3 protein-coding genes are annotated in these 19,370 nt (G+C 64.6%); all 3 read left to right on the top strand.

Features of this window, described 5'->3' with window-relative positions; translation table 11 throughout:
• The first annotated feature begins 117 nt into the window (after positions 1 to 117).
• The 3 genes from PFEN_RS19900 to PFEN_RS19890 all read left to right on the top strand — a co-directional run bounded on the left by PFEN_RS19900 (position 118) and on the right by PFEN_RS19890 (position 19,364).
• Complete coding sequence (locus PFEN_RS19900) at positions 118 to 1,179, top strand: TauD/TfdA family dioxygenase (protein ID WP_191488516.1); 1,062 nt, start codon at positions 118 to 120, stop codon at positions 1,177 to 1,179.
• Positions 1,180 to 1,255: 76 nt separating this feature from the next.
• Positions 1,256 to 2,959, top strand: coding sequence for a cyclic peptide export ABC transporter (locus tag PFEN_RS19895; RefSeq protein WP_191488515.1), 1,704 nt, complete (start codon positions 1,256 to 1,258; stop codon positions 2,957 to 2,959).
• Between the two features lie 139 nt (positions 2,960 to 3,098).
• Complete coding sequence (locus PFEN_RS19890; protein ID WP_191488514.1) at positions 3,099 to 19,364, top strand: non-ribosomal peptide synthetase; 16,266 nt, start codon at positions 3,099 to 3,101, stop codon at positions 19,362 to 19,364.
• The last annotated feature ends 6 nt before the right edge of the window (positions 19,365 to 19,370 follow it).

Raw genomic sequence — 19,370 nt, 5'->3', positions numbered from 1 at the left:
GTTTGCGGTGACAGACAGCCCCCCGCCATCGGTGTTTTTATCCTTGCGCGGCGGCGAAGCCTGTGATCTTGCCCCGTACAACGTGGATGTAAGGGGCTGTGGTCCAGGAGTTTTTTCATGAGTCTTCAAGCTAACGCTTCGCCGGTTTTCACCGCTGACCCACTGGCGGATGCGCCGGCCTGGCCCGATCGGACTGGCGATCCAGCGGTGCGTCTGTCCTTGCTGGCAGCCGGTATCAGCTTGCCCGTGGTGATCGAGCCGGCCGCGGCCGGTCTGGATCCGGTGCGTTGGGCCGGCGCGCAACGCGAGGCGATCGAGGCATTGTTGTGCCGTCACGGAGCGGTGTTGTTCCGCGGTTTCGACCTGGGTTCGGTGGCGGCCTTCGAGGCTTTTGCCGAGGCGCTGTCGCCCGGGTTGCACGGTAGTTATGGCGACCTGCCAAAGAAGGAAGGCGGACGCAATGTCTATCGCTCCACGCCTTATCCAGAGCGCGAGATGATCCTCTATCACAACGAGAGCTCGCACCTGGAAAGCTGGCCGCGCAAGCAATGGTTCTTCTGCGAACGGCCATCGCGGGTCGGTGGCGCGACGCCGCTGGCGGACATCCGCCAAGTACTCGCGCGGTTACCGGCCGAGGTGGTCGCGCGCTTCGAAAGCCAGGGCCTGATGTACAGCCGCACCTTTACCGCCGGGGTCGAACCGAGCTGGGAAGCGTTCTTCGGTACCTCCTCGCGTGACGTCGTCGAGCAGCGCTGCCGCGAACAGGGCACCGCCTTCGAGTGGCTTGACAGCGAGACCCTGCAAATTCGTACCCAGTGCCCGGCGGTGATCAGTCATCCGTTCACCGGCGAGCGTTGTTTCTTCAATCAGGTGCAACTGCACCACCCGTTCTGCCTGGGCGAGGAAATGCGCGAGGACCTGCTCGACATGTTCGGTGCCGATCGCTTGCCGCGGCTGGTCAGCTACGGCGACGGCTCGCCGATCGAAGACTCGGTCATGAGCTTGATCGGCGAAGCCTACGAGGCCTGTGCGGTGCGTTTCGACTGGCGCAGGGGCGATGTGGTGATGCTCGACAACATGCTCGCCGCCCATGCCCGGGACCCTTATGAAGAGCCCCGCCTGATCGTCGTCGCCATGGGTGAAATGACCGCCCGGGACGCTGTCTGGCAGCCGACCTGAGCGATCGAAGTCAAGTGTCCCAGGACTTTCAACGCCCGGCCATTACGCGGGCTAATGCATTCAAGGACAGCAACCAATGAAAAACGAGCAAGAGAAGAAGGCCAAACCTGGCTCGGTCATGCGTCTGCTGTGGAGCAACCATCCCTGGTTGACGTTCCTGACCCTGGTGACCGGGATCATCAGCGGCGTGGCGTCCATCGCGGTGATCAATGTGATCAACCAGGCGATTCACGAGGAAGGTTTCCAGAAACAGTCGTTGTACTGGTTCATCGGCCTGAGCGTGGTGGCGCTGTTGTTCCGTAATGGCGCCGCGCTGTTTCCGGCCTACGCCAGCATGCGCATCATGACCCGCCTGCGCATTGCCTTGTGCCGCAAGATTCTCGGCACGCCACTGGAAGAGGTCGACCGTCGGGGCCCGCCGAATGTCCTGACCATGCTCACCAGCGATATTCCGCAGTTGAACACTACCCTGGTGATCATGCCGACGGTGCTGGTGGAACTGGCGGTGTTTCTGTTCGGTATCGCGTACCTGGCCTACCTGTCCTGGGTGGTGTTCGCGGTGACCGTGGCCCTGATGGTGCTGGGGATTGCCCTGTACCTGTTCTTTTTTCTCAGTGGCGTGTCTTTCTCGCGCAAGGTGCGCGATGAGTTCACCTCATTCAACGAGTACACCCACGCCCTGGTCTTCGGTCTCAAGGAACTCAAGCTCAACGGCATTCGACGGCGCTGGTTCAGCCGCTCGGCGATCCAGGAGTCCTCGACCAAGGTGGCGCGCTACAACTTCACCGAGCGGCTCTGGTACACCGCCGCCGACAACGTCGGCCAGCTTACATTGTCGTTGCTGATCGGTTGCCTGCTGTTCGCCGCGCCGATGCTCGGGGCGATCGATGCCAAGACCATGACCGCCAGCGTGCTGGTGGTGTTGTACATCATGGGCCCGTTGTCGTTGTTGATCGGCGCCATGCCGCTGCTGGCCCAGGGGCGTATCGCCGGCAGTCGCCTGGCGGACTTCGGCTTCGCCATCAACGACCCGCACCCGGAACCGGAAGCGCTCGTCGGCGAAAGCGCCAATGTGCTGCTGCTGGATCACAAGCAGTCCTGGGACAGTATCCAGTTGCGGGACGTGCGGATGAACTACCTGGATCCGCTGGCGGTTGCGGGTTTTGCCCTGGGGCCCATCGACCTGACCGTGCGTGCCGGTGAACTGATCTACATCGTCGGTGGCAACGGCTGCGGCAAGAGCACCCTGGCCAAGGTCATTTGTGGCCTGTATATCCCGCAACAAGGGCAGGTGCTGCTCGATGGCACGGCGATCACCGAAGAGCTGCGCAGTGACTACCGCGACCTGTTCTCCGCGGTGTTCTCCGACTTCCATCTGTTCAACCGGCTGATCGGTCCCGACGAGGAGGGGGCCAGCACCGATCTGGCGCAAAAATACCTGGCGACCCTGGGCCTGGAAGACAAGATCAAGATCGAGGGACTCGGTTACTCCACCACCAAGGCCCTGTCCTACGGCCAGCAGAAACGTCTGGCCCTGGTCTGTGCCTACATGGAAGACCGGCCGATCTACCTGCTGGACGAGTGGGCGGCCGACCAGGATCCGCCGTTCAAGCGCTTCTTCTACGAGGAACTGTTGCCGGACCTCAAGCGTCGCGGCAAGACCGTGCTGATCATCACCCACGATGACCAGTACTTCCAGCTGGCCGACCGCATCATCAAGTTGGTCGACGGGCGCATCGTCTCCGACGTGAATTGCGCGGTGCAGGGCAAGCGCGCCTGATTTCCAGCGCTGTTTAACTTTTCCAGGGCCGGCTCTTCGCGAGGTTGAGCGAGGTCGGCCGGTGCCCTGGACCGGACTCAATTTCCAGCTGTCGCCGCCTTTTCGCGTGGTGAGGCTGACCCTTTGCGAGAAGAAATGTATGGCACTTGCCCTGACCGCCGCCCAACGCAATATCTGGCTGGACCAGATGACCCAGGGCGATTCGCCGTTATACAACATCGGCGGCTACCTGGAGATCGAAGGGCACCTCGATCCCGAGGTGTTCCAGCAGGCCGTGGACCTGTTGATCGAGACGCACGATGCCCTGCGCATGGTCTTGCTCGACCAATGTGACGCGCAGGGCATACCGCTACAGGCCTTTGCCGCGACACTGCCGGTGCGGGTGGCACCGCTGGACTTGCAGGGCCGGGCGGACCCGCGCGAGGCCGCCGCGAGCTGGATGCAGCGCCAGCTCGAACGGGTATTCAAGTTCGATGGTGGTCCGTTGTTCCGTTTCCATTTGCTCCAGCTCGAACCGCAGCGTTTCTACTTTGCCGTGCACGCCCACCATATCGTGCTCGATGGTTGGGGCATCGACGGGCTCTGCGCCTCTCTCAGCCAGATTTACAACGCCCTGTACGATCAGCGCACACCTGATCTGTCGGCACCTTCCTATGTCGATTTCATCCAGGATGATCTTGCCTATCGTCAGTCGCCGCGCTTTGGGCGGGACCGGGCGTACTGGTTGGAAAAGTACCGCGATATCCCCGAACCGTTGCTGCTCCCACGCTATCGCCAGGCCCATGATGCGGGCCCGAGCCGCAGCGGCCATTTCTCCTGCAGTTTTGCCCGCGACCTGGAGAACCGTATCGACGACCTGGCCGGGCGGCTGCAGGCCTCGCGCTTTCATGTCCTGCTGGCCGTGCTGTATGTGTATTTCACCCGGACCCATCAGCGCGATGAGTTGGTGATCGGCCTGCCGATCCTCAACCGCTCCAATGCCAGTTTCAAGAAGACTCTGGGGTTGTTCGCCCAACTCAGTGTGCTGCGCTTGCGGTTCAGCGCCGATCTGCCGTTCGCCGAGTTGGTGCAAGGCATCGCTCGGGCGGTCAAGCAGGATTACCGCAGCCAGCGTTTTCCGGTCAGCGATCTGAACCGCTTGCTGGAACTGCGCCGTACCGATCGCACGCAACTGTGCGACCTGACGTTCTCCTATGAGCAGCACCACCATCTGCTGCGCTTCGGGCCGGCGACCGCGCGCTCGGTGAAATGCTCGAACAATCATGAGCAAATGCCACTGGCGATTCACCTGCGCACCAACGCCTATGACGATGAGGCCCGGCTGCACTACATCTACAACGAGGCGTACTTCCAGGCGGATGAGATCGAGCCCATGGCCGAGCGTCTGCAGCATGTGCTGGACCAGGGGCTGGCGAATGAGCAGTTGTCCGTCCGTGCGTTCTCCCTGACAACCGTCGCTGAAACCCGGCAGTTGCAGGCATGGAATGCCGACCAGCGGTCGTTCGCCGCGGATCGCACGATCCATCGGCAATTCGAAGCCCGCGCCGCACAACGACCGCAAGCCGTGGCGCTGGTGTATCAGGAACAAAGCCTGAGCTACGGCGAACTCAATGCCCGCGCCAACCAGGTGGCCCATCGCCTGCTGGCCCTGGGGGTGCGCCCGGATGATCGGGTGGCGATCTGTGTCGAACGCGGGCCGGCGATGATCATCGGCCTGCTGGGGATCCTCAAGTCCGGCGCCGGTTACGTGCCGTTGGACCCGGCCTATCCGCGCGAGCGCCTGGCCTACACCCTCGGTGACAGCGCCCCGGTGGCCTTGCTGAGCCAGCGGGCGGTGCAGCAAGCCTTGCCAGCGGTGCGGGTGCCGGTGATCAATCTCGATGATGCGGATCTGCGGGACGAATCCGTCCAGAATCCGCAGGTGCCAGGGCTGACGGCTTCGCACCTGGCCTATGTGATCTACACCTCCGGTTCCACCGGCCTGCCCAAGGGCGTGATGGTCGAACACCGCAACGTCGCGCGGCTGTTCTCGGCCACCGAAGACTGGTTCGGCTTTGGCGAACAGGATGTCTGGGCGCTGTTCCACTCATTCGCCTTCGACTTCTCGGTCTGGGAAATCTGGGGCGCGCTGCTGCATGGCGGGCGCTTGCTGATTGTGCCGCAACTGGTCAGCCGCTCGCCCGAAGAGTGTTACGCGCTGCTGTGCAATGCTGGGGTGACGGTACTCAACCAGACCCCGAGCGCCTTCCGCCAACTGATCGCGGCCCAGGGCGAAAATGGCCAGCCGCATGCGTTGCGCCAGGTGATTTTTGGCGGTGAAGCACTCGAAACGGCGATGCTCAAGCCCTGGTATGCCCGGGCAGTGAACGCCGGCACGCAGTTGGTGAACATGTACGGCATCACCGAAACCACGGTGCATGTGACCTATTACCCGTTGCAGGCCGAAGACGCCCAGCGTGTCGGCGCCAGTCCGATCGGCAAGCGCATTCCCGACCTGCGCCTGTACCTGCTCGACGGCTACGGCCAGCCGGTGGCGCCAGGGGTGGTGGGGGAGTTGTACGTCGGCGGCGCGGGCGTGGCCCGAGGTTATCTCAACCGCGAGGAATTGAACGCCGAGCGCTTCCTCGACGATCCATTTGCCGCTACCCCCGGTGCGCGGATGTACCGTACCGGTGACCTGGGGCGCTGGCTGGCCGATGGCAGCCTGGAATACCTGGGGCGCAACGACGAACAGGTGAAGATTCGCGGTTTCCGTATCGAGCTGGGGGAGATCCAGGCACAGCTGGCGGCTTGCGAGGGCGTCCGCGATGCGCTGGTATTGGTGCGCGAGGACGAACCGGGCGACAAGCGCCTGGTGGCCTATGTCATCGGCACGGCCGGTGTCGAGCTGGACGCCGTGCAATTGCGCGAGCAACTGCGCCTGTCGTTGGCCGAATACATGCTGCCGAGCGCCTTTGTCAGCCTCGAGGCCTTCCCACTGACCGCCAACGGCAAGCTGGACCGCAAGGCCCTTCCTGTCCCGGCAATCGACGCCTATGCCCGGCGCGAATATGAGGCCCCCGAGGGCCCGGCGGAAACCCTCCTGGCCGGGCTGTGGGCCGAGTTGCTCGGTGTCGGGCAGATCGGTCGTCACGATCAGTTCTTCGAACTGGGCGGGCATTCGCTGCTGGCGGTGAAACTGATCGAGCGCATGCGCCAGGTCGGCCTGAATGCCGATGTCCGCGTGCTGTTCGGCCAGCCGACCCTGGCCGCGCTGGCGGCCGCCAGCGGTCATGCCGACGAGGTGCGGGTGCCGGCCAACGGCATTCCCGCCGGCTGCCGGCACATCACGCCGGATATGCTGCCGCTGGTGTCCTTGAGCCAGGTCGAGATCGACCGTGTGGTCGCCGGCGTGCCGGGCGGCGTGGGCAACGTGCAGGATATCTACGCGCTGGTGCCATTGCAGGAAGGCATCCTCTATCACCATCTGTCCAGTGACGAGGGCGATCCGTACCTGTTGCAGGCCCTGTTGCGGGTCGACAGTTTCGAGCAGTTGCTGGGTTTTGCCGAGTCCTTGCAGGCGGTGATCGACCGTCACGATATCCTGCGCACCGCCGTGGCCTGGGAAGACCTCGATGAGCCGCTGCAGGTGGTCTGGCGCGAGGCGCGGTTGCGGGTCGAAGCCTACTTGCCGCATCCGGACCAGGGCGACGTGGCCGCTCAGTTGCAGGCGCATTTCGACCCCCGGCGGATGCGCCTGGACCTGCGCCAGGCACCGATGATGCGCCTGCACTACGCCGAGGATGCCGTCGAGGGTGGCTGGGTCGCGGTATTGCTGTTTCATCACCTGATCGACGATGCCACCTCCCTGGCCTTGCTGGGCAAGGAGATCGAGGCCTTCAGCCAGGGGCGCGGCGGTGAGTTGCCAGCCTCGGTACCCTATCGCAACCATGTGGCCCAGACCCGGCTCGGGGTGAGCCGCGAACAGCACGAGGCGTTCTTCCGCGAGATGCTCGCGGATGTCGATGAACCGAGCTTGCCGTTCGGCCTGCAAGACGTGCAGGGCGATGGCAGCGGTGTCGAGGAAGCGCTGTTGCCGGTGGCCCCGGATCTGGCCCAGCGCCTGCGCGCCCAGGCCCGGCGCTTGGGGGTGAGCAACGCCAGCCTGCACCATCTGGCCTGGGGCCAGGTGGTGGCGCGTTTGTCCGGTCGTCGGGATGTGGTCTTCGGCACCGTGTTGATGGGCCGTTTGCACAGTGGTCAGGGCGCCGAGCGCGCGCTGGGCATGTTTATCAATACCCTGCCGTTGCGGGTCGACGCCGGCGGGCAAGGTGTCCAGGCGGCCGTGCGCATGACCCATGGGCGGCTGGCGGCGTTGCTCGGTCACGAACACGCGCCGTTATCGCTGGCCCAGGAGTGCAGCGGGGTGGCGGCGCCGACGCCGTTGTTCAGCGCCCTGATGAACTACCGGCATGTCGCCGTCGGCGCCCAGGAGCCGAAGGACGTCGGCCAGGCCCGGACCTGGGCCGGGGTCGAGGTGCTCGGCGGCGAGGAGCGGACCAACTATCCGTTGTCGCTGTCGGTGGATGACCTCGGCGAATCTTTCGGCCTGACCGTCCAGGCCGTGGCCGGGGTCGGTGCCGAACGGATCGCCGGTTACATGCATACCCTGCTGGAGCAACTGACCCAGGCTCTGGAGCAACAGCCCGAGGCACCCTTGCACAGCCTCGACTGGCTGCCGGCGAGCGAGCGCCGCCAGTTGTTGGAAGGCTTCAATGCCTTCGATTGTGCCTATCCGACGGACCTGCTGCTGCACCAACTGTTCGAAGCCCACGCGGCGGCTCGACCTGACGCGGTCGCTGTCACCTATGACGGACAGCGCCTGAGTTATGCCGAACTGAACCAGTGGGCCAACCAGATTGCCCATCGATTGATCGCCGAGGGCATCGGCGCCGACGACCGGGTGGCGATCTGCGTGGAACGCGGCCTGGAAATGATCGCCGGCCTGGTGGGCATTCTCAAGGCCGGTGCCGGCTACGTGCCGCTGGACCCCTCGTATCCGGCCGAGCGCCTGGCCTACATGCTGGAGGACAGCGCGCCCAAGGTGTTGCTGACCCAACGCGGCTTGCGCGAACGCTTTCCGCAGGCCGCCATGCCGGTACTGTTGCTGGAGGCCGAGGCCCGCGGCGAGAGTGGTATCGATAGCGCGCCCCGACACAATCCGCAACGGGCGGGGTTGACCAGGCAACACCTGGCCTACCTGATCTACACCTCGGGCTCCACCGGCCAGCCAAAGGGCGTGGCCATGCCCCACGGGCCGCTGGTCAACCTGATGCAATGGCAGATCGCCCAAACTGTCGAGCACGGCCGGCCGGGGCAACGGACCCTGCAGTTTGCCGCCCTGGGCTTTGACGTGGCCTTCCAGGAGGTTTTCAGCACCTTGTGCGCCGGCGGTGAACTGTCGTTGATCCACGGCGATCTGCGTCTGGATTTCCGCCGCCTGTTCCAGCATATCCGTCAGCAGCGCATCGAACGCCTGTATATGCCGTGCATCGCCCTGCAAGCCCTGGCCGAGGCCATGGCGGCCGAGCCGGAACAAGCGGCCTGCGCGTTGCAGGACGTGATCACCGCCGGCGAGCAACTGCGGATCACCGAACCGATGCGTCGCTTCTTCGCGCGCCTGGACGACGCGCGCCTGCACAACCACTACGGCCCGACCGAGTCCCACGTTGTCACGACGCTGACCCTGAGCGGCGATCCGCACGCCTGGCCGACCTTGCCCAGCATCGGTAGACCGGTGGCCAATACCCGCATCTACCTGCTCGACGAACAGTGCCGACCGGTGCCGGTGGGCGTGGCGGGGGAGATCCATATCGGCGGCGCCTGTGTCGCCCGTGGTTACCTGAACCGTGCGGAACTGACCGCCGAACGTTTTATCCGCGATCCGTTTACTGCAAGCGAAGGCGCGCGGTTGTACAAGACCGGCGACCTGGGGTGCTGGCAGCCCGACGGTCAGATCGAGTACCTGGGCCGTAACGACGATCAGATCAAGATCCGCGGCTTCCGTATTGAACTGGGTGAGGTCGAAGCTCGCCTCGGCCAGTACCCGGGCCTGCGGGACACGGCGGTGCTGGCCCGTGAAGACCGGCCCGGGGAAAAGCGCCTGGTGGCGTATTTCAGCGTGCAGGATGGCGGGACGCTGCCCACGGCCGACGACCTGCGTCTGCATTTGCAGGCGTTGTTGCCCGACTACATGATCCCGGTGGCCTATGTGCACCTGGATAAACTCCCGGTTTCACCCAACGGCAAGCTGGATCGCCGCGCGCTGCCGGAGCCTTCGGCCGATGCCTTCGTCAGCCGTGAATACCAGGCGCCGCTCGGTGATAGCGAAATCACCCTGGCCGCGCTCTGGTGCGACGTGCTGGGCGTGGAGCGGGTCGGTCGCCAGGATCATTTCTTCGAACTGGGCGGCCATTCGCTGCTGGCGGTGAAGCTGATCGAGCGCATGCGCCAGGTCGGCCTGAGTGCCGACGTGCGCGTGCTGTTTGGCCAGCCGACCCTGGCGGCGCTGGCGGCGGCCGTGGGCGGCGGGATCGAGATCGTGGTGCCGGCTAACGGCATTCACGCCGGCTGCGAACGTATTACCCCAGAGATGCTGACCCTGGTCAGCCTGGACCAGGACAGCATCGACCGGATCGTCGCCGGTGTTCCCGGCGGTATCGCCAATGTCCAGGATATCTACCCGCTGGCGCCGTTGCAGGAAGGCATTCTCTATCACCATATCGCCGCCGAGCAGGGCGATCCCTACCTGCTGCAAGCCACCTTCGCCTTGCGGGACCAGGAACAGCTCGGTGGTTTTGCCGAGGCCTTGCAGGCGGTGATCGACCGCCATGACATCCTGCGCACCGCGCTGATCTGGCAAGACCTCGAAGAACCGCTGCAAGTGGTCCTGCGCCACGCCGAACTGCCGCTGGAGCAGGTGTCGCTGGATCCGGCCGAGGGCGATATCCTCGGCCAGTTGCAGCAACGTTTCGATCCCCGCGAGTGCCGCCTGGATCTCGGCCAGGCGCCGCTGATGCGCCTGGCCTTTGCCCAGGACCCGGCCAACCAGCGCTGGGTGGCGATCCTGCTGTTCCACCATATCGCCCTCGATCACACCGCACTGGATGTGATGAGCGAAGAGATGCTTGCCCATCTGCATGGCGTGGCCGAGCGACTGCCGGCCGCGATGCCGTACCGCAACTATGTGGGGCAGACCCGTCTGGGCGTGAGCCGCGAGCAGCATGAGGCGTTCTTCCGCGAGATGCTCGGCGATGTCGATGAGCCGACCCTGCCGTTCGGCCTGTTGCAGGTGCAAGGCGACGGGCAGGGCCTCAGGGAGGTGCGTCGCGATCTCCCGGCGGACCTCTGTCAACGCCTGCGCGGCCAGGCCCGGCAACTGGGGGTGAGTGTCGCCAGCCTGCATCATCTGGCCTGGGCCCGGGTGTTGGGCAGTGTCAGCGGACGTGACGACGTGGTCTTCGGCACGGTGCTGCTGGGGCGCATGCAGAGCGGCCTGGGTGCCGACCGCGCACTGGGCATGTTCATCAACACCTTGCCATTGCGCGTGGATGTCGGTGCCGGCGCGGTACGCCAGGCGGTGCGCCAGACCCACGCCCGGCTGACCGCGCTGCTCGGCCACGAACATGCGTCGTTGGTGCTGGCCCAGCGTTGCAGCGCGGTGGCGGCTACGTCGCCGCTGTTCAGCGCACTGCTCAACTACCGTCACAGCCCGGTGCGCGAAGCCAGCGGTGGCGACTATTGGGCCGATACCCAGGTGCTCGGCGTCCGCGAGCGGACCAATTACCCCTGCACCTTGTCGGTGGACGACCAGGGCGAAGGCTTCCTGTTGAGCGTTCAGGTGGCTGCCGGGGTCGACGGCCAGCGCGTCTGTGGCTATATGCAGACCGTGTTGACCCATCTGGTCGAGGCCCTGGAATCCGCCCCCGATTCGGCGGTGCGCGACCTGCCGGTGTTGCCCGCCGCCGAGCGCGAGCAACTGCTGGAGGACTTCAACCGCAGTGTTGCGCCTTATCCGGCCGACCTGAGCATTGCCCGGCAGTTCGAAGCCCGGGTGCTGTCCAACCCCGATGCGCTCGCCGTGGTCCAGGCCGGCCGGAGCCTCACCTATGCCGAACTGAATCGTCAGGCCAACCAGTTGGCCCATCGGTTGCTCGGTCTCGGGGTGCGGCCGGACGACCGTATCGCTATCTGCGCCCGGCGTAGCCTCGATATGCTGGTCGGCCTGGTGGCGATCCTCAAGTCCGGGGCCTGCTATGTGCCGATCGATCCGTCCCATCCGGCGGAGCGCCTGGCCTATCTGTTGCGTGACAGCGCCCCACGGGTGTTGCTGACCCAAACCGAGTTGCAGGCGCGCCTGCCGGCGCTGGCGCTGCCGGTGTTGTTGCTCGACGCCGACGCGCGGACTGGCGCGGGTGTCGACGCGCTACCTGAGAGCAACCTGGACATAGCCGGGCTGACTCCGTCCAGCCTGGCCTATGTGATTTACACCTCGGGCTCCACCGGAGAGCCCAAGGGGGTGATGGTCGAGCACCGGCAACTGTCGAACCTGGTGAGCTGGCACTGTCAGGAATTCGCGCTGAGTGTGGGCAGCCACACCTCCAGCGTTGCCGGTGTCGGTTTCGATGCGATGGCCTGGGAAGTCTGGCCGGCGTTGTGCGCCGGTGCCACCTTGCACCTGCCACCGGCGGCTGCCGGCGGCGAAGACATCGACGGCCTGCTGAACTGGTGGCTGGCGCAGCCTTTGGATGTGAGCTTCCTGCCCACGCCGATTGCCGAATATGCCTTCAGCCAGTCGTTGCAACATCCGACGCTGCGGACCCTGCTGATCGGCGGCGACCGTTTGCGGCAGTTCCCTCAGGGGCAGCGTTTTGCGCTGATCAACAACTATGGCCCGACGGAAACCACGGTGGTGGCCACCTCGGGGCTGATCGACGAGCACGCCAGCACTCTGCATATCGGCAAGCCGGTGGCCAATACCCGGGTCTATCTGCTCGACGAGCACCTGCGCCCGGTGCCGATGGGGGTGGCCGGTGAGCTCTATGTCGGTGGCGCGGGGGTGGCCCGCGGCTACCTGAATCGCGCGGCACTGACCCGCGAACGCTTCCTCAGGGACCCGTTCAGCGGCGATCCCGAGGCCCGGATGTACAAGACCGGCGACCTGGCGCGCTGGCTGGACGACGGTCATCTCGACTACCTGGGGCGTAACGACGACCAGGTGAAGATCCGTGGCCTGCGTATCGAGCTGGGTGAAATCGAAACCCGTCTGGCCAGTCACCCGGCGATCCGCGAGGCGGTGGTCCTGGCTCGCGAAGACCAACCTGGCGAGCAGCGTCTGGTGGCCTATTACAGTTCCGCCGACGCGGGTCTGGAAATCGCAACCCTGCGGGCCTACCTGCAGGCGCGGCTACCGGACTATATGGTGCCGTCGGCCTATGTGGAACTGGACACGTTCCCGCTGACCGCCAATGGCAAGATCGATCGGCGGGCACTGCCGGCGCCAGATCTGGAGGCGTTGCCGAGCCGTGGCTACGAAGCGCCCACGGGCGATCTCGAGATCACCCTGGCGCGGCTCTGGGCCGAAGTGCTCAAGGTCGAGCGCATTGGCCGACATGACCACTTCTTCGAGCTCGGCGGTCACTCGTTGCTGGCGGTCAGCCTGATCGAGCGCATGCGTCAGGCGGGGCTGAGCACCGATGTGCGCGTGCTGTTCAGCCAACCGACCCTGGCGGCGCTGGCCGCTGCGGTGGGCGGTGGGCGGGAAGTGCTGGTTCCGCCCAGTGCCATCCCGTCCGGTTGCGAGTACATCACCCCGGACCTGCTACCGCTGGTCAATCTCGACCAGACAACTATCGATCGGATTGTGGCGAGCGTGCCGGGTGGCGCGGCGAACGTACAGGATATCTATCCGCTGGCGCCATTGCAGGAAGGTATCCTCTATCACCACCATCTGGCCGTGGACCACGCCGACCCCTACCTGCAACAGGCTTTGTTCACCTTCGACAGCCGGGCCCGGCTCGATGCCTTCGCCCTGGCCCTGCAAGGGGTGATCGCTCGCCACGACATCTTGCGTACCGCGATGGTCTGGGAAGGCCTCGACACACCGCTGCAAGTGGTCTGGCGCCAAGCCCCCCCGAGGCTGATCGAAGTAGCGCTGGAGCCACTTGTCGGCGATGTCGCCGAACACTTGCGCGCACACCTCGATTCCGCGCCGGTCCGCCTGGATATCCGCCGGGCCCCGATGCTGCAACTGGGCTATGCGCAGGATGTCTCCGATGGCCGTTGGCTCGGCGTGTTGCAGTTCCACCATCTGGTCAACGATGCCACCTCGCTGGGCGCGCTGGTGGCTGAAATCGAAGCCCATATGCGCGGGCGGCAGGCACAACTGCCGGCCTCGGTCCCATACCGCAACTATGTGGCCCAGTCCCGTCTGGGCGTGAGCCAGGCCGAGCACGAGCAGTTTTTCCGCGAGATGCTTGGCGATATCGACGAGCCGACTTTGCCATTTGGCTTGCAGGATGTGCAGGGGGACGGCCAGGACGTCGAAGAGGCGCAGTGTGCCGTTGACGCCGGACTCAGCCACCGGCTGCGGGTTCAGGCCCGGCAGTTGGGTGTCAGTGCCGCGAGTTTCTATCACCTGGCCTGGGCCCGCGTGCTGGGTTGTGTCTCGGGCAAGGACGAAGTGGTGTTCGGTACCGTCCTGCTCGGTCGCCTGCAAAGCGGCGAGGGCGCTGATCGGGCGTTGGGGATGTTCATCAACACCTTGCCGTTGCGGGTGACGCTGGGTGGATTGGGCGCGCGAGCGGGCGTCAAGGCCACCCATGCACGCCTCAGCGCCTTGCTCGGTCACGAGCATGCGCCGCTGAGCCTGGCGCAGCGTTGCAGCGGCGTGGCGGCACCGACGCCGCTGTTCAGCGCGCTGCTGAACTATCGGCACTTGGCAACGGCTGGCGCGGACCTGCCGCTCTGGGACGGGATCGAGGTACAGGGTGGCCAGGAGCGCACCAACTATCCGTTGGCACTCTCGGTGGACGATCTGGGTGAAGACTTCGCCCTGCGTGTCGGCACCCTGGCCGGCATTGGGGCGCAGCGGGTGTGCGACTACATGCTCAGTGCCCTGCAAAGCCTGGTCGAGGCATTGGAGCAGGCGCCACTGACACCGCTGTCCGCCCTGTCGGTGTTGCCGACTGCCGAGCGCGAGCAGTTGCTGGTGGGGTTCAACGCTACGGCGCTGGAATATCCGCAAGAGCAGACCATTCATGGCTTGTTCGAAGCGCAGGTTGAGCGCACCCCGGATGCCTTGGCGGTAGTGCATGGCGGGCAGCGCCTGAGTTATTGCGAGCTCAACGAGCAGGCCAACCGATTGGCCCATGCCTTGCGTAAACAGGGTGTGCAACCGGATTCGCGGGTGGGGATTTGCGTTGAACGTGGGGCGGAAATGGTCGTCGGCTTGCTGGCGATCCTCAAGGCGGGCGGCGGTTATGTACCGTTGGACCCGGCTTATCCGGCGGAACGGATTGCCTATATGTTGCAGGACAGTGCTCCGGCGGCCGTTCTCGCACAGACCGCGACCCAGGACCTGTTGGCGGGCGTTTCGGTGCCGGTGATCAATCTCGACCAAGGCACTTGGCAGGACGAATCCGTCCGGAATCCAGAGGTGCCGGGGCTGACCTCGGCGCACCTGGCGTACCTGATCTACACCTCGGGGTCGACTGGTTTGCCCAAGGGCGTGATGATCGAACACCGCAACACGGTGAACTTCCTGACCTGGGCCCATGCCGCTTTCAATGGCCTCCACACTAACGCGGGGCTGCTGGATCACAGGCAATCTAACTCGGCCTTGAGCAAGACGTTGTTCTCGACTTCGCTGAACTTTGACCTGGCGGTCTACGAGTGCTTCGCGCCCTTGACCTCCGGCGGCAGCATCGAGGTGGTGAAAAACGTCCTGGAGTTGCAACACGGCGAACACGATATCGGCCTGATCAACACCGTCCCCTCGGCCCTCAAGGCCCTGTTGGAAGTCGACGGCCTGCCGAAATCGGTGCACACGGTCAACGTCGCCGGCGAAGCCCTCAAGCGCAGCCTGGTGGAAAGCCTGTTCGAGAAAACCGCTGTCCAACGCCTGTGCAACCTCTACGGCCCCTCGGAAACCACCACCTACTCCAGCTGGGTGGCGATGGATCGCGAGGCGGGTTTCGCCCCTCACATCGGGAAACCGGTGGGCAACACCCAGTTCTACCTGCTGGACGAGCAACAACAACCCGTCCCACTGGGCGTCCCGGGTGAAATCTACATTGGCGGCGCGGGCGTGGCCCGAGGCTACCTGAACCGCGATGACCTGACCGCCGAACGCTTCCTCAAGGACCCGTTCAGCCCGGACAGCTCGGCCCGCATGTACCGCACTGGCGACCTTGGTCGCTACCTGGCGGACGGCAATATCGAATACCTGGGTCGCAACGACGACCAGGTAAAAATCCGCGGCTTCCGTATCGAACTCGGCGAGATCGATGCACGCCTGGCCAAACACCCGGCCATCCACGAAGCCGTGGTTACAGCCCGCGAAGACATCCCGGGCGACAAACGCCTGGTGGCCTATTACACCCTGGCCGCCGAGCCCACCTCGGTCGATATCGACAGCCTGCGTCGGCATCTGCAAGAGCAACTGCCGGAGTACATGGTCCCGGCCATCTACGTGCAGCTCGACGCGCTACCGCTGACCCCGAACGGCAAACTCGACCGCAAGGCCCTGCCGGCCCCGGATCTGGAAGCAATCATCAGCCGTGGCTACGAGGCCCCGCAAGGCGAAACCGAAACCACCCTGGCACGGATCTGGGCCGATGTGCTCAAGATCGAGCGGGTCGGTCGCCACGACCACTTCTTCGAACTGGGCGGCCATTCGTTGCTGGCGGTCAGCCTGATCGAACGGATGCGCCAGGCCGGCCTGAGTGCCGATGTGCGTGTGTTGTTCAGTCAGCCGACCCTGGCCGCGCTGGCCGCCGCCGTGGGTGGGGGCAACGAGGTACAGGTCCCGGCCAATGCCATCCCATCCGGTTGCGAGTACATCACCCCGGACATGCTGCCACTGGTCAACCTCAGCCAGGCGGCTATCGAGCAGATTGTCGCGAATGTGCCCGGTGGCGCGGCGAACGTGCAGGATATCTACCCGCTGGCACCGTTGCAGGAAGGGATTCTCTATCACCACCTGACGGCGGAGCAGGGCGATCCGTACGTTTTGCAGACGCTGTTCGAGATGGCCAGTCGCGAGCGCCTGAGTGCCTTTATCGATGCCTTGCAGAGCGTGATCGAGCGCCACGACATCCTGCGCAGCGCGGTGCTCTGGCAAGGTCTGGAGACACCGATGCAGGTGGTCTGGCGCCGGGCCCGGTTGTACTTGGAACAGGTAGAGCCTGATCCGGCTGGGGGCGAGATCGCCGAGCAACTGCATCGGTGCTTCGATGCCCAGCGCTCGCGCCTGGATCTGACCCAGGCGCCGCTGATGCGCCTGGTTTTCGCCGAGGATCTGGCGAACCAGCGCTGGGTGGCGATGCTGCTGTTCCACCACATGGTCCTGGATCACACCGCGATGGAGGTGGTTCGAGAGGATATGCAGGCGCACCTGCTGGGCCGGGCCGGGCAGCTTGATGCCGCCGTGCCATATCGTAACTACGTGGCCCAGGCCCTCCTGGGCGTGAGCCGCGAGGCCCATGAAGGGTTCTTCCGCGAAATGCTCGGCGATATCGACGAGCCGACCTTGCCGTTCGGGTTGCTCGATGTGCAGGGCGATGGTCGTGACATGGAGGAGGGTGTCCGGGCGTTGGACCGCCAGTTGGACCTGCGCCTGCGCGCCCAGGCCCGGCAATTGGGGGTGAGTGTCGCCAGCCTGGTGCACCTGGCCTGGGCCCAGGTGCTGGGCAAGGTCTCGGGTAAGCAGGAAGTGGTATTCGGTACCGTATTGATGGGGCGGATGCAGGGCGGCGAGGGGGCCGACCGGGCGTTGGGCATGTTTATCAATACCTTGCCGCTACGGGTGGACCTGGGGGTGGGGGTGCGGGACGGGGTCCGGGCGACCCATGCACGGTTGACCGCCTTGCTGGGGCACGAACATGCGTCCCTGGCCCTGGCCCAGCGCTGCAGTGGCGTGGCCGCGCCGCTGCCGCTGTTCAGCGCGCTGCTCAACTACCGCCATAGTGCTTCGCTTGAAAGTTCGAGCGAGGCCCTTGAGGCCTGGCGCGGTATCGAGGTACTGGGTGGCGATGAGCGCACCAACTATCCGTTGACCTTGAATGTCGATGACCTGGGCGATGGCTTCAAACTGACGGTGCTGGTGACCGGCACGGTCGGTGCCGGGCGGGTCTGCGGTTATATGCAGACGGCCTTGGAGCAGTTGGTCGAGGCCCTGGAGTCGGTGCCGATCTCGACACTCGACAGCCTGTCGATCCTGCCCGCCGATGAGCGCGAGCAGTTGCTGGTGGGGTTCAACGATACGGCACTGGAGTATCCGCGGGCGCAGACCATTCATGGGCTGTTCGAAGCGCAGGTTGAGCGTTCCCCGGATGCGTTGGCGGTGGTCCATGGCAGTCAGCGCCTGAGTTATCGGGAGCTCAACGAGCAGGCCAACCGATTGGCCCATGCCTTGCGTAAACAGGGTGTGCAACCGGATTCGCGGGTGGGGATCTGTGTTGAGCGTGGGGCGGAAATGGTCGTCGGCTTGCTGGCGATTCTCAAGGCGGGCGGCGGTTATGTACCGTTGGACCCGGCTTATCCGGTGGAGCGGATTGCCTATATGTTGCAGGACAGTGCTCCGGCGGCAGTTCTCGCACAGACCGCGACCCAGGACCTGTTGGCGGGTGTTTCGGTACCGGTGATCAATCTCGATCAGGGCACCTGGCAGGACGAATCCGTCCAGAATCCAGAGGTGCCGGGGCTGACCTCGGCGCACCTGGCGTACTTGATCTACACCTCGGGTTCGACCGGCTTGCCCAAGGGCGTGATGATCGAACACCGCAACACCGTGAACTTCCTGACCTGGGCCCATGCTGCTTTCAATGGCCTCAACGCTAACGCGGATCACACCAACCCTCTGGGATCCGGCTTGCCGGCGATGACGGCCGACCAGGCGATGCAAAACTCGCGGGCCTCATCGCCAGCAAGCTGGCTCCTACAGGGATCGGGGTCGGCCTTGAGCAAGACGTTGTTCTCGACTTCGCTGAACTTCGACCTGGCGGTCTACGAGTGCTTCGCGCCCTTGACCTCCGGCGGCAGCATCGAGGTAGTGAAGAACGTCCTGGAACTGCAACACGGCGAACACGATATCGGCCTGATCAACACCGTCCCCTCGGCCCTCAAGGCCCTGCTGGAAGTCGACGGCCTGCCGAAATCGGTGCACACGGTCAACGTCGCCGGCGAAGCCCTCAAGCGCAGCCTGGTGGAAAGCCTGTTCGAACAGACCAGCGTCCAACGCCTGTGCAACCTCTACGGTCCCTCGGAAACCACCACCTACTCCAGCTGGGTAGCGATGGATCGTGAAGCGGGCTTCGCCCCTCACATCGGCAAACCGGTGGGCAACACCCAGTTCTACCTGCTGGACGAGCAACAACAACCCGTCCCACTGGGCGTCCCGGGTGAAATCTACATCGGCGGTGCCGGCGTGGCCCGAGGTTACCTGAACCGCGATGACCTGACCGCCGAACGCTTCCTCAAGGACCCGTTCAGCCCGGACACCTCGGCTCGCATGTACCGCACCGGCGACCTCGGTCGTTATCTGGAGGACGGCAATATCGAATACCTGGGTCGCAACGACGACCAGGTGAAGATTCGCGGTTTCCGTATCGAACTGGGGGAAATCGACGCCCGCCTGGCCAAACACCCGGCCATCCACGAAGCCGTGGTCACGGCCCGCGAAGACATCCCGGGCGACAAACGTCTGGTGGCCTATTACACCGTCCAATCCACGGAAGCCGCGCCGGCTATCGACAGCCTGCGCGGCTGGTTACTGGGGCAACTGCCGGCCTACATGGTCCCGGTGGCCTACATGCGGCTCGACGCGCTACCGCTGACTCCGAACGGCAAGCTGGACCGCAAGGCCCTGCCGGCCCCGGACCTCGAAGCAGTCATCAGCCGTGGCTACGAAACCCCGCAAGGCGAAACCGAAACCCTGCTCGCCACCATCTGGCAAGAACTGCTGGGTGTCGCACAGGTCGGTCGCCACGATCATTTCTTCGAACTGGGCGGCCATTCGCTGCTTGCCGTCAGCCTGATGGAACGCATGCGCCAGGAAGGTCTGGAAGCCGATGTCAGGACCCTGTTCGAACACCCCACCCTCTCGGAATACGCGGCAACGACGGAAAGAATGGAGATTGTTCTGTGAGCGTGA

The organism is Pseudomonas sp. FEN, assembly GCF_904067045.1.
Taxonomy (GTDB): domain Bacteria; phylum Pseudomonadota; class Gammaproteobacteria; order Pseudomonadales; family Pseudomonadaceae; genus Aquipseudomonas.
Note: the sequence above shows the minus strand (reverse complement) of the source record. Positions and strands in the feature narration are given on the sequence as shown.

Excerpts from the sequence above, each read along its gene's own strand:
- PFEN_RS19890 (WP_191488514.1), top strand. The coding sequence starts at position 3,099 with ATGGCACTTGCCCTGACCGCCGCCCAACGCAATATCTGGCTGGACCAG.
- PFEN_RS19895 (WP_191488515.1), top strand. The coding sequence starts at position 1,256 with ATGAAAAACGAGCAAGAGAAGAAGGCCAAACCTGGCTCGGTCATGCGT.
- PFEN_RS19900 (WP_191488516.1), top strand. The coding sequence starts at position 118 with ATGAGTCTTCAAGCTAACGCTTCGCCGGTTTTCACCGCTGACCCACTG.